General features: G+C 43.7%; 17 protein-coding genes. 15 read left to right on the forward strand and 2 right to left on the reverse strand.

What is annotated here, in order from left to right; genetic code table 11:
- Positions 1 to 61: 61 nt before the first annotated feature.
- Together B5E84_RS13030 and B5E84_RS13035 are read left to right on the forward strand one after the other, a co-directional pair.
- Positions 62 to 754, forward strand: a complete 693-nt coding sequence (locus tag B5E84_RS13030) for an iron-sulfur cluster assembly scaffold protein (RefSeq protein WP_087223444.1) — start codon at positions 62 to 64, stop codon at positions 752 to 754.
- A gap of 61 nt (positions 755 to 815) precedes the next feature.
- Positions 816 to 1,826 carry a GGGtGRT protein gene (locus B5E84_RS13035; RefSeq protein ID WP_087223446.1) on the forward strand — a complete coding sequence of 337 codons (1,011 nt, stop codon included), beginning with the start codon at positions 816 to 818 and terminating at the stop codon, positions 1,824 to 1,826.
- A 183-nt stretch (positions 1,827 to 2,009) separates the two neighbouring features.
- Here B5E84_RS13035 and B5E84_RS13040 read toward each other — a convergent pair whose 3' ends face one another.
- Both B5E84_RS13040 and B5E84_RS13045 read right to left on the reverse strand, forming a co-directional pair.
- Positions 2,010 to 3,068, reverse strand: a complete 1,059-nt coding sequence (locus B5E84_RS13040; RefSeq protein ID WP_087223448.1) for a tyrosine-type recombinase/integrase — start codon at positions 3,066 to 3,068, stop codon at positions 2,010 to 2,012.
- Between the two features lie 59 nt (positions 3,069 to 3,127).
- Complete coding sequence (locus tag B5E84_RS13045; protein WP_087223450.1) at positions 3,128 to 3,613, reverse strand: helix-turn-helix domain-containing protein; 486 nt, start codon at positions 3,611 to 3,613, stop codon at positions 3,128 to 3,130.
- A gap of 291 nt (positions 3,614 to 3,904) precedes the next feature.
- Between B5E84_RS13045 and B5E84_RS13055 the strand changes: the two genes are divergently transcribed.
- From B5E84_RS13055 to B5E84_RS13115, 13 genes are all read left to right on the forward strand, one after another.
- Positions 3,905 to 4,111: a helix-turn-helix domain-containing protein gene (locus tag B5E84_RS13055; protein ID WP_087223454.1), complete on the forward strand. Its 207-nt coding sequence runs from the start codon at positions 3,905 to 3,907 to the stop codon at positions 4,109 to 4,111.
- Positions 4,112 to 4,542: 431 nt separating this feature from the next.
- The gene (locus tag B5E84_RS13065) at positions 4,543 to 6,447 is read left to right on the forward strand and encodes a virulence-associated E family protein (RefSeq protein WP_087223457.1); all 1,905 of its coding nucleotides are present in this window, start codon (positions 4,543 to 4,545) and stop codon (positions 6,445 to 6,447) included.
- Between the two features lie 418 nt (positions 6,448 to 6,865).
- A complete protein-coding gene (locus tag B5E84_RS13070; protein ID WP_087223459.1) occupies positions 6,866 to 7,129 on the forward strand; it encodes a hypothetical protein in 264 nt (87 codons plus the stop codon).
- 128 nt (positions 7,130 to 7,257) lie between these two features.
- Positions 7,258 to 7,440: a hypothetical protein gene (locus B5E84_RS13075; RefSeq protein WP_087223461.1), complete on the forward strand. Its 183-nt coding sequence runs from the start codon at positions 7,258 to 7,260 to the stop codon at positions 7,438 to 7,440.
- 261 nt (positions 7,441 to 7,701) lie between these two features.
- On the forward strand, positions 7,702 to 8,148 hold the full coding sequence (locus B5E84_RS13080) for a capsid assembly scaffolding protein Gp46 family protein (RefSeq protein WP_087223463.1): 447 nt from the start codon (positions 7,702 to 7,704) through the stop codon (positions 8,146 to 8,148).
- 3 nt (positions 8,149 to 8,151) lie between these two features.
- On the forward strand, positions 8,152 to 8,997 hold the full coding sequence (locus B5E84_RS13085) for a major capsid protein (RefSeq protein WP_087223465.1): 846 nt from the start codon (positions 8,152 to 8,154) through the stop codon (positions 8,995 to 8,997).
- A gap of 64 nt (positions 8,998 to 9,061) precedes the next feature.
- Positions 9,062 to 9,331 carry a hypothetical protein gene (locus B5E84_RS20420; RefSeq protein ID WP_143469222.1) on the forward strand — a complete coding sequence of 90 codons (270 nt, stop codon included), beginning with the start codon at positions 9,062 to 9,064 and terminating at the stop codon, positions 9,329 to 9,331.
- A gap of 12 nt (positions 9,332 to 9,343) precedes the next feature.
- Entirely contained in the window at positions 9,344 to 9,556 is a 213-nt protein-coding gene (locus tag B5E84_RS13090; protein ID WP_087223467.1) for a hypothetical protein, read from the forward strand.
- A gap of 6 nt (positions 9,557 to 9,562) precedes the next feature.
- Positions 9,563 to 9,805 (forward strand): hypothetical protein, encoded by a 243-nt coding sequence (locus B5E84_RS13095; protein WP_087223469.1) that lies wholly within the window; start codon positions 9,563 to 9,565, stop codon positions 9,803 to 9,805.
- Positions 9,802 to 10,854 (forward strand): minor capsid protein, encoded by a 1,053-nt coding sequence (locus tag B5E84_RS13100; protein ID WP_087223471.1) that lies wholly within the window; start codon positions 9,802 to 9,804, stop codon positions 10,852 to 10,854. The genes B5E84_RS13095 and B5E84_RS13100 overlap by 4 nt, the downstream gene beginning before the upstream one ends.
- Positions 10,855 to 11,633: 779 nt before the next feature.
- Positions 11,634 to 11,918 carry a DUF7724 family protein gene (locus B5E84_RS13105; RefSeq protein ID WP_087223525.1) on the forward strand — a complete coding sequence of 95 codons (285 nt, stop codon included), beginning with the start codon at positions 11,634 to 11,636 and terminating at the stop codon, positions 11,916 to 11,918.
- Entirely contained in the window at positions 11,905 to 12,144 is a 240-nt protein-coding gene (locus B5E84_RS13110) for a DUF7723 family protein (RefSeq protein WP_087223473.1), read from the forward strand. Before B5E84_RS13105 ends, B5E84_RS13110 begins: the two co-directional genes overlap by 14 nt.
- Positions 12,128 to 12,412 carry a DUF4160 domain-containing protein gene (locus B5E84_RS13115; RefSeq protein ID WP_087223475.1) on the forward strand — a complete coding sequence of 95 codons (285 nt, stop codon included), beginning with the start codon at positions 12,128 to 12,130 and terminating at the stop codon, positions 12,410 to 12,412. Before B5E84_RS13110 ends, B5E84_RS13115 begins: the two co-directional genes overlap by 17 nt.
- The last annotated feature ends 101 nt before the right edge of the window (positions 12,413 to 12,513 follow it).

Genomic DNA, 12,513 nt, shown 5'->3' on the forward strand with positions numbered 1-12,513 from the left:
TTAACAATCTACCATATTTTGAGAATACTTCTCAATTACATATCTGAAAGGAGTTTTAAACATGATTTATTCACATGAAGTAGAGAAGATGTGCACAGTAGCACAGGGGGTCAATCATGGTGCAGCGCCTATCCCGGAGGAAGCAAAATGGGTACAGGCGAAGGAAATCAAGGACATTTCCGGACTGACTCACGGCGTGGGCTGGTGTGCTCCCCAGCAGGGCGCCTGCAAGCTGACCCTGAATGTAAAAGAGGGAATTATCCAGGAAGCGCTGGTTGAGACCTTGGGATGCTCCGGTATGACTCACTCCGCAGCCATGGCGGCTGAGATTCTGCCGGGAAGAACGGTCCTGGAAGCTCTGAATACGGACTTAGTGTGTGACGCGATCAACACTGCTATGAGAGAATTATTCTTACAGATCGTTTACGGAAGAACGCAGAGCGCGTTCTCTGAGGAGGGTCTGCCCATCGGCGCCGGTCTGGAGGACTTAGGAAAAGGCCTTCGTTCCCAGGTTGGAACCATGTACGGAACATTAAAGAAAGGTCCTCGTTATCTGGAGATGGCTGAGGGCTATGTAACCGGTATCGCTCTGGACGCTGACGATCAGATCATCGGCTACCAGTTCGTAAACCTTGGAAAGATGACCGACAACATCAAGAACGGCATGGAGCCCAACGAGGCTTACAAGGCTGCTCAGGGACAGTACGGCCGCGTGGCTGACGCTGTGAAGATCATCGATCCGAGAAAAGAGTGATCGGTTTCGGCCTTTAGTTAGAATTTAGTTCGATCGACGTATTAAGGAGGATAATAGAATCATGGCATTATTTGAATCATATGAGAGAAGAATTGACAAAATCAATTCTGTTTTAAACAGCTATGGTATCGCTTCCATTGAGGAGGCTGAGAAAATCACGAAGGATGCAGGCCTGGAGGTATATGACCAGGTAAAGAAGATCCAGCCGATCTGCTTTGAGAACGCTTGCTGGGCCTATATCGTAGGCGCTGCCATCGCCATCAAGAAGGACTGCCGCAGAGCAGCGGACGCTGCCGCTGCCATCGGCGAGGGACTTCAGGCATTCTGTATTCCCGGCTCCGTTGCAGACCAGAGAAAGGTTGGCTTAGGCCATGGCAATCTGGGCAAGATGCTGTTAGAGGAGGAGACCGACTGTTTCTGTTTCCTGGCTGGCCACGAGTCCTTCGCAGCTGCTGAGGGCGCGATCGGTATTGCCGAGAAGGCAAACAAGGTTCGTCAGAAACCCCTTCGCGTCATCTTAAACGGCCTTGGAAAGGACGCTGCTCAGATCATCGCCAGAATCAATGGTTTCACCTATGTGGAGACCCAGTATGACTACTACACCGGCGAGCTGAAGGAAGTATTCCGCAAAGCTTACTCCGAGGGACCGAGAGCGAAGGTAAACTGCTACGGCGCCAACGACGTTCGTGAGGGCGTTGCCATCATGTGGAAAGAGGGCGTAGACGTTTCTATCACCGGAAACTCCACCAACCCCACCAGATTCCAGCATCCGGTAGCAGGCACCTACAAGAAGGAGTGCGTGGAGGCAGGCAAGAAGTACTTCTCCGTAGCATCCGGCGGCGGCACCGGCCGTACCCTTCATCCCGACAACATGGCAGCCGGCCCGGCTTCCTACGGTATGACGGATACTCTGGGACGTATGCACTCTGACGCTCAGTTCGCAGGATCTTCCTCCGTTCCGGCTCACGTAGAGATGATGGGCTTAATCGGCGCCGGAAACAACCCGATGGTTGGTATGACGGTTGCTGTTGCGGTAGCGATTGAGGAAGCGGCGAAGGCTGGGAAGTTCTAAGAAATCCCGTAAAATCAAGGGTTGTTCATAGTGAAAAGCCTGTCAAATCCTTGTGAATCCTGCCCGATAATACACAGGTAGTACACAGGTAATACACAAGGGGAAACGGCGGTAATACACAAATTGAAGTATAAGAAAAGGCTATACCAGAATCAGAATATTGATTTCCGGCATAGCCTTTTTCTATTTGATTTTCTGAATTTCTCGGTGCAAATCTTCTATGGTTCTGTGGGTGTAGGTCTTTTCTGTTATATCTTCAACCGCATGACCAACAATCAGTTTTAGAATATATTCGTTCATGTCGGCAGCCTTTGCCTTGGTGATGAACGTATGCCGGGTGTCATGGGGCTTATGGTTCATGTTCATACGCTTCATCACTTTATTAAACCGTCCCCGGTATTTGTCATATGTGAGGGAAGTTCCCTGCTGTCCGAATTCATCATTGAACAGGTGATCGCTGTGCATCGCCTGGGCTTGGTCATAATTCTTCTTGACCAGTTCCAGAATTGACGGATGAATGGGAACAATTCGGTTCCTGCCCGCTTCTGACTTTAGACCGCCCTGAATAGTCAGGTTTTCAAAGTCCACATCTTCAATTTTCAGGATTGCCAGTTCCTGCGGCCTGAATCCGGTGTAAATACCAATTATAACCATATCGGCAAACGGGAAATGAATATCATCCCACAGCCTTTGAATTTCTTCATCAGAAAATGGAATCCTGACAATTTCCGGTTTTGGCTTTTTGATGCTGTCACATAAGGCAGCATAGTCCTTATCAACAATCTCATGCTTCATAGCGTATTTGTACATGAGATTAAACAGGCTTTTCATTCTGCCTTTGGTGTTCGCTCCTACGGTGGCATCTTTGATTGTCTGTTCCAGATGGTTCACCCGTATGTCCCGCATCCGCATTCTATAAAGCGGCTTGCAGTAACTAAAGGCACTCTTCCACGTCCTTCTGGCAGAGGGAACGATTGTTTTAAAATGTTCCTCTGACCATTTTTCATAGACTTCTTCAAAGGTTATGGTATCCGTTGCGATGTCATAGGGGTTGGCATTGTAGTCAGCCAACGCCTGCAACGCTTCTTTTTGGGTGGGATAATAACCAATGGTAATATATTTCTGCGTGCAAGTACCTTTTTCCAAATCTGTTTCCCATCCGGCGGTTTTCCTTGCCCGCCATGGGTTGCGGCGGTTTCCCGGCAGCTTATGGACAGACCCGAAACCATTGGGAAGTTTCATAAATAAGCACATCCTTTCTATCTGCCGGGCGGCTTAGATTGAAAGGAAAATGTGGGTATTTATTTTTTTGATTGTGCAAGTTTTTTGTAAAATATTCCTTCTATGGTTTCTCTTGTCCTGTTTTGAAGTTCTTCAAATTCTTCTGGCGTGAAGATTACAGATTTTCCGTCTTTGGATAGAACATATTCAACTTTGTCCGGTATAGGAATTCTTTCTGCACGGTCTGCTTCATTTGGATTTTCATAATGCCATTCCGAAACGTTTTCACTGACTGTAAATCCTACAGAATTTAAGTATTTATCAAATATATCTAATCGGTCTACTTCATCGGCTAAAAACATTTTGCCAGTACCAAAAGATAACCATGTTTCGTTGACACTGTATTCTCTGCAAATGGCTCTTTTCATTTGTGTAGTGACTTTCCTATGTCCCTTTTCTATATTAGAAATTGCAACTTTGGTCACACCTAATCTTTTGCCAAATTCTTCCAATGTCAAGTTCAGAGCCGTGCGTATTTGATATACACGTTCATTTTCTTCGTTAATTTTTAATACCCCCTTTCAAAATGTATGATAACACAATCAAAAGAAAGTTTCAAGAAAAAAGTTATCAAAGATAACAACAAGGTATTGACAAGATAATCAAAGATTACTATAATGTTATCAAAGATAACAAAGCCGGGCGGCTTAGATTGAAAGGGAAACGGCTGATTGTTGTATTTCTGTTGAACCTTGACAACTGAATCCATCCACAACAGGCTTGCCACCTGTAAGCGGAATACCGTGAAGCCGCTGTGAAGTGTGTGACGGAATACCAGAAGAAAGAGGGTGAAAAAATTGAGAATCAATAAGCTGAAATTACAGATTGCTATGGCAAATGCTTGCTTAAGTATGGATGAATTGGCAAAAAAGGCGGGGATTTCAAGAATATCTTTAACACAGTATAGTTCAGGAAATACCAATCCAAGGACAAAAACACTTGGTAAAATCGCTAAGGCTCTGGGCGTATCAGTTGAAAGCCTGATTGATATGGAGGGTGATTAGAATGTGTAAATTGTACAAGTATAAGGTCATCCGGGAACGTTTGGACGGGAGCCGGGGCAAACGGGCAAGGACATATTTCAGTTTTGAAAATAACCTGACGGTCGGCGGATTATATGTTCACCTTGGTTCAGGCTTTCCGGGATTACAGCGGGTGCTTAGTATGACGGTTGAAGAACTTCCAGATTAGAGGTGATTTTATGAGATACCGAATTGAATATGTTAATCGGCGGGCCTGCGACATTGTCGGCAGCCGGAAAGACCTGCTTGAGCGGTTGCAGACGCTTGAGAAGGGAACGGTTGAGGACATCCGCAAATTATATAAAAGCGGCGTGTCAGATTCTGTTCTGGATATATACAGACAGTACCTTAGATGATAACCAAACAAGGAATGTTCAATTTAATATTAAGTGAAAGGCGGTGACGCAAAAAAAATGAACGTGAAGTATATAACCTTCACGGGGAAACATCCAGCAGAGAAAAAAGAGAACAGGCGCTATTTGGATACGCCGCCAAAACGGGGAGATTATGGGGCATCTTACAGCCCCAAATACTTGAAAGTGGACATTGATGATTTCAACCACAAAACCGGAGAACTTGAAAACCCTATTCACGGCAAAGCAAGAAGTGAAACGATTGTTGCAATATTGGATGCACAGGGGATTAAGTATAACGGCATCATTACAGAGCATGGGAAGCATCTGTTTTTTCGTGTCCCTGAAGGTCTGGAAAAGAAAAATAAAAATCCCCGGTGGCTCTGTCCTTTGGGGGTCAAGATGGAATGGAAGTTCCCGACATCTGATGACCATATCCCGCTAAAAGTCAATGGAGTAAAGCGTAAATTCTTCAAAGGTTCGATTGATAATGAGGACGTTGACGAATTGCCGTATTTTCTTTACCCGTTGCAGATGGATAATGCTTCTTTCAAGGTTGAATTCCCGGAAGGTGACAGAACGCAGCACTTAGGAGCATATCTGTTCTATCTTGTAGGGAAGAAAGGATATTCTACAGAACAAGCATTTGAAATTGTCCGGCTGATGAACCAGTACATCTTTGAATCTCCCATCCCGGATGAACTGCTGAACAGTCAGATTTTAAATGACAGTACATTTGATAAGCTGGCCGGAATGGAAAATGACACCAAAAAGAAGGATGTGACCCCGGAAACATTTAGAAAATTCCTGATAGGTTTGGGAATGAATATTTCATACAATGAACTTCTGAACGTAGTGGAATTTAACAATGTCCCGGATGAATACCGGACGGTTACAGATGTGCAAAATGTCATGCCCATAAAACTACAATATGGATTCCGGCAATACACCGGGCTGAAAAATATCAGCAAACAGCAAGTAACAGACCTGATTATCTTGGAAGGGGATGAAAATTCTTACAATCCGGTCAGGGAGTACTTGCAGGAAATTACATGGGACGGTGTTGACCGTTTTCCTGATATTTTTAAAATACTGGGAGTTCAGAGTGATTTTGAACAAAGTTTAATCAGAAAATGGTTCTACCAGACCGCCGCCCTACCTTTCAATACACTTGAAAAACCGATTCAGCCGGAAGGAGTGTTGATATTGCACGGTGCGGAAGGAATAGGGAAAACACGGTTCTTTCAACAGTTGGTATTCAATCCGTTGTGGTTCCAGAGCCTTGATAAAGAGTTGACCACAAAGAATAAGGATGTTCTTATTCAGATGCTTAGTGCATGGATAGGGGAACTTGGAGAAATTGACAGAACATTCCGGGCAAATCGGTCAGATGTGAAGAATTTTATGACGCTGACAAAGGATTCAATTAGAAAGCCATACGCACGGGAACCAGTCACGAAACCAAGGTCTACATCATTTTGCGGGACAACGAATAAGGCTGAATTCTTAAACGATGATACAGGATTTCGGCGTTGGTGGGTTATTCCAGTCAATCAGAAGATAGATGTAGGGGTGTTTGCAGAAGCTGATAATCTTCATCAATTCTGGTCACAATGCTATGCGGCATTCTGCGAAAATCCACAGTGCTTCCGACTTACAGAAGAAGAAAGGCAACAGCTTGAAGAATGCAACAAGGAAGTCATGGAGATGCTGCCGGCAGAAGATGAACTTAGGTTGAGGTTAGATTTTGACGCTCCTATTGAACGGTGGAATTGGGTGCAGCCGTCAGCATTGAAAAATTTGCCTGAATATGACGTAACATCATATTCTGCAAAAGAAATAGGGGCGGCAATACGAATTATTATGAAGGATGTGCCTAAAATTCGATACAAACACACTAAAAAAGGGACTATGTATTTGATTCCACCATCAATTAATAATACGGACAGGTTCCGTAATAGGTGACGAAGGTGACGGTAGGTGACGATGAAAAAACAGGTCACTGTCACCGCCGAAAGCCTTGAAAAATCAATATATTTTAGGTGTTGGTGACGAAAGTGACAATAAATAAATTAAGACCCTCGTAAAAATAAAGTTATTTATAACTTACTTATAAATTACGGGTCTATATAGAAATTGCAGATTTTACAGTCACCGTCACCTTTGGAAAGGCAGGTGAAAAAGTTATGGTATGGTGTCCATTGATGAATGCAGAGTGTAGGTCTGATTGCGCTTGGTTTGTGGAGAGCAGAAGAAAATATAAAGACCATGTAGAAGGAACATGCACCGTGAATGCAGTCAAGGAACTGCGGCAGATTAAAGAGGGCTTAGACAAGCTGAACACAACACTGTACAACAAAGAATTTTAGGAAGGGGTAAAAAGATGATGAACGAACTTACATATGAATTACTGGATAATCTGGACAGTGAACTTGATGAATTAGAAATGGTGCAGAAGCTGTTGACCAACCGGACATTTGCAAATTATGAAAGGGTTGGTGATGAAACGGTTGACATTGATGTATTCCGGGAAGAATCTGCCGGGGTGTGGGCTTTATCGGAACTGATTTTGAAGCAGATGAAGCATATCCGTAAAGGTTTGCAGCCTTTATTGAAAAATGCCCCTGAAAAATCTGGTGCAGACTAAACAGGGGCTTGCCACATGATAAACATATGACCCAAACAACCATAGTTTACCATGTGGACGGTTATTTTATCAAGAGTTGATTTTTTAAGACTATACGACGGTTATATGAGGTAAGAAAGGCGAACAGAATGAGTGATAATTTGCAGATTACTTTGAGATTTCAGCCGGGGGTCAATGATTCACAGGCTGAACAGGTGCTGAACCTGCTGAACCCTGTTTTAAAGGGGGCAAAAGTGCGGGAAAAGTACAATCACCCCCCGTATAAACACATTTATATCACACCTAAGAATGCTAACAAACCCACAAAATAAGCGGTTTTTCTTGACTGTACCCCCTATATGTGGTAGGATAAGCAACAGAACAGAATAAGGCATGAGTACCGCACTGCCCCTTTTTTTGCTGTTTTCCATCCTTTCAGGTTATGTTTTGGGGCGGTGTTAGTCTTGGCAGTTTGGCAGGCTGTAATAAAGACATGGGAATAACTGATTTTGATTGTTTGGTCAGTTATACTCATGTCTTTTTTGTTTGGTAAATAGTCCACTTCGGACGTAAAAAGAAGGGAGAATTGAACAATGTCTGAACAGACGAATCAGAACGCAAACCCGGCAGCTGGACAGGGAACAGGGGAAAAGACTTTTACGCAGGATGACGTGAACCGCATTGTGCAGGAACGGCTTGCAAAAGAGAAAGCCAAGAACAGCGGTGAAGCTGATTTTGCGAAAAGGGAACAGGAACTTGCACGGCGGGAACTTCATATGACCGCCAAGGAACTGTTATCAGAAAAAGGGTTGCCAGTGCAGTTGTTTGATGCTCTGAACTGCGCTGATGAAGAAACCATGAAAAAGAGCATTGGAACTATAGAAAAAATATTCAATGAATTAAAAGCGAATGCCGCAAAGCCGACACAGTTTAAGGGATTCCAGCCGGGCGGCGGAAATGCAAAGCCAACAGCGGAAGAAGCAGAAGATGCGGCACTTAGACAGGCTATGGGGCTAGCACTTAACAGAAAGGAAGCGTAAAACATGGCTATAAATTTAGCAACGAAATTTTTGCCGTATGTGGATGAAAAATTCAGTACGGAAAGCAAAAAATCATTATTGACCAATCAGGATTTTGATTGGACGGGGGCGCATACTGTCAAGGTGTATAAGATCAGCACTTCGGCTATGAACGACTACAACCGGAACACGCCGGACGGAATGACGGGTTCACGCTATGGCACTATTAAAGACCTTGACGCAGCCACAGAGGAAATGACCTTGAAGAAGGATCGTTCCTTCACTTTCGCCATTGACAAGCTGGACACGGACGAAACGGCGCAGAATTTACAGGCGGCTTCCGCACTGGAAAGGCAACTTCGTGAAGTGGTGATCCCGGAAGTGGACACTTACACTTACGGCGTGATGTGTGCCAATGCAGGGCAGAAACCCGCAGCAAAGGCACTCACCAAGGAGAACATTTATCTTGAAATCCTTGCCGGGAACAATGCACTTGACAATGCGGAAGTCCCGGAAACGGGGCGCATTATCGTTGTTACGCCTGATGTGTATATGCTGATGAAGCAGTGCAAAGATATTACCATGGAAACGGATATAGGCAATGAATTAAGAATCAAAGGTGTTATTGCCATGATTGACGGTGCTGCGGTTATCAAAGTACCCGCTAACCGCCTGCCGGAAAACTTCGGCTTTATGATTGCACATCCCTGTGCAACGGTAGCCCCTACCAAATTGGAGGACTACAAAATCCATGAAGACCCGCCGGGAATCAGCGGTTCACTGGTAGAAGGTCGAATTGCCTATGATGCCTTTGTTTTGGATAATAAAGCAAAAGCTATTTACTATCAGGCACAGCCCGCAACGGAATAATTTATGAATTGCCCCGGACATTCCTTTTTTGGACTGTTCCGGGGTATTTTGAAAGGGCGAGAGAATGAAACCAATAGATAGATTGATTATTAAGGCGAAAAAGAAATGCGGTGCTGATGGGCTTACGATTGCTTTTATATATCCATCGGATTCAGAGTCAGGAAAGTGGATTGCACGAGGTGATATTTGGAACGGCGTGTCAGGCAGCGGCATGACAAGTGCAATCTGTACTTGCCTATCTGTTGAAGATGCCTTACAGGCGTTGGAAGAATTATCAGAAAAACACCCTAATAATAAAGATGTGCCGATAATCATTGAAAATTTGGATGGATAGGCAGGTGATTATTTGGCAAGAAGAAAATCGTTGAAACTTGATACCCCGCAGGCAGTAAGAAAAGCCCTTGCAAGGATAGCGAATATGGTTTTGAATGGCGAACTGGATACTAAAACCGCAAATAGTATTATCTTGGCTTGTAATGCTATTCTAAGCGGAATCAGAACGGATGAACAGGAAAAGAAACTTGCAGAACTGGAACAGATTTTGAACGAAAGGGACTGATGATATATGAGAGATTATGACAAATTCTATGAGAAAGAGCAGCCGGAAATCGTCATAGTAAAAAGCGGAGAACTGCGCCTGTTCCGCAATAGTCAGCGGTTGGGAGTATCTAAGCCGTCATGGTCGAATAGTGAAGGGGTGCATATGGGAAAGACAGTCACTATTGATTTGGCAGCCAATAAAGGCAATCAGGAAATGATTGAATTTTTTGAACATGTCATTGAACTGTTAAGGGAGCGAAGTAAATGAAATCTAAAGAATATTGGAAAGAACGCTTTAAGTTGATGGAAGAAAGGGCACATCAGATAGGCCTTGAATGCTTTGCGGATATTGAAAGACAGTATCGAAAGGCGCAACGACAGATTGAAGCGCAGATTCGTGCGTGGTATCAGAGATTTGCCGACAATAACCAGATTTCCCTTGCGGATGCCCGCAGGATGCTGACCAAGAAGGAACTGGAAGAACTGAAATGGGATGTCAACGAGTATATCCGATATGGGGAAGAAAATGCGGTCAATGGGACTTGGATGAAGCAGCTGGAAAACGCATCTGCCCGGTATCATATCAGCAGGCTTGAAGCAATCCAGTTGCAGATGCAACAGAGCCTTGAAGTCATGTTTGGGAACCAGCTTGACAGCATTGATTCCACCATGCGGGACATCTACAAGTCAGGGTACTATCACACGGCCTTTGAGATTCAGAAAGGCGTGGGGATTGGCTGGGACTTTGGCACGCTGGATGAAAAGCACATTTCCAAGGTTATCAACAAGCCTTGGGCCGTAGATGGGAAGAACTTTTCTGAAAGGGTATGGTCAAACCGTCAGAAGTTGGTTAATGAACTGAACAATGAACTGACCAAGAACATCATCTTAGGCCAAGACCCGCAGAAAGCCATTGATGCCATATCCAAGCGGATGAATGTGTCAAAGAATGTTGCTGGGCGTCTTGTGATGACAGAAGAAGCCTTTTTTCATAACGCAGCACGAAAAGATTGCTATGATGAATTGGATGTTGAACAGTATGAAATAGTCATTTCTTATGATGAACACACTTGTGACATTTGCCAAAGTATGGACGGAAAGCATTTTCCCAAGTCGCAGTGGGAAGTGGGCGTCACTGCCCCGCCTTTTCATGTCTGGTGCAGGTGTGACACAGTACCGTACTTTGATGATGACTTTGATGACATCGGTGAGCGGGCCGCAAGAGACAAAAACGGAAAAACAATATTTATTCCTGCCAATATGACTTATGAGGAATGGAAAAAGACGTTTGCGATTAATGATGAATCGGGTACTTAAATCTCTCTGGGTCTATTCCCCACAGTTCTGCTTCGGGGTAGTCCATTAAGCGTGATGAAATGGACGGTGCTTTTTTCGTACATGGATAAATTATCATTGAAGCCTTAAAAACCTGTATATGGGCTTTATATGAGTTGTCAGCGGTATAGAAACATGGTAAAATGTAGGTGTGATTCTAATAATGGTTCAGCGTGTTCAGACGGTCACGTTGCTACAACAGATTGAATTGTTCACTGGTAATACACAAATACGCTGAACAATATCGGAAAATCAAGGGTTTTTAGCTATATACTGTTTCGATTGAGGAAGCGGCGAAGGCTGGGAAGTTCTAAGAAATGCCCATTTTATAAGGGTTTCTGAATTTCTGAGGTGTGCTGAAATGGTGTGAAAATCAGTGCGTAGCACACAGGCAGCGCACGCGTAGCACACAAATAGAATGAATGATTGATTTGAATGGATAAGAGATGTTTCCTGAGATTTTCTGAGTGAAACATCTCTTATTTTGTTATCCTGCATATTTCTTTGTGGAGCTGTTCCATAGTTCTGTGAGTGTAGGTTTTTTCTGTAATGTCTGTGATGGTACGCTTATAGCGTACCACCTCAAACCTCTGGCCCAACAAAACCAAGCCGCAAAGTTACGTGCAAAGCAGCCGAAAACATATTCTCATATAAAGGATATAAGAAAATCAAGAGACTGCACCGGATGTATGTTTGTTGCGCACACTTTTCAGGTGTTCCTTACCGCAAATTGTGCTATACTTGTATTAGAGGTGATACACATGGCAGCAGCGAATGAGGCTATTTTAAGCAATGAAAAGAATTTTACCGTTTTTCGTTACGGGAGACATACGATTCGTTTCAGAGCGCCGTATTCCCTTGAGTATTATACTGAGGTAAAAGAGTGGGATCATGGCTATCTTGTCGTTATGGCTAAGTACAGGCACAGGGATCAGGAGGAAGAAGAATATATTGACCTGCCTCCTATCTTGGAAAATTTATATTTTGATTCAGAAACGTTTTTGGCCCCGATTGAGAAGGTGAAGGTAGTAAATGATAGATATTAGAAAAGTAGCAGATGCAGCCGATATGATTGTTAATGGGTATGCTTTTACACAAGGCGAGGAAGGCTGCCGGGTTTTGAACCTGAACCGACCAGATAAGGCAGTTGTACTTTCAAAGTCAGGCGAAGTGCTGGAAACGAGTATGGATGATATTGAAATACAAATTGTAAAGGGATATTTTGAAAAAAACAGACAATTCATGGAGGGATGGGATGCCGAAGTATTATGAGTTTAAAGTGTCTGGATATTATCTGTATTTTACATCCCACTGTGTAATTGAATGTATGCACGTCCATGCGAGTGATAGAAAGCTGACAGAAGCAGGCTCGGCGAAGTTTTTCGTCAGGGAAAACGGAGATGCCGTTTTGCAGAACAGGGGAATTTTGAAGGACAGAGAAATTCGCATTATACAAGGATTTATCAAACAGAATTATCAGGAAATGTATCTGAAATGGGCAGAATACAGTTCAGAAGGATTTTACAACGATTATTTATAAATTTGCAGTGATTGATATTCAACAGTTCAGAGCAGTATATCCGTAGCGTACAACCAACCATCCCCATTTTGACTCCTCAAAAAATGGAGCAGGCCGCCCTC

This window comes from Lachnoclostridium sp. An14 (assembly GCF_002160755.1).
Taxonomy (GTDB): Bacteria; Bacillota; Clostridia; order Lachnospirales; family Lachnospiraceae; genus Lachnoclostridium_A.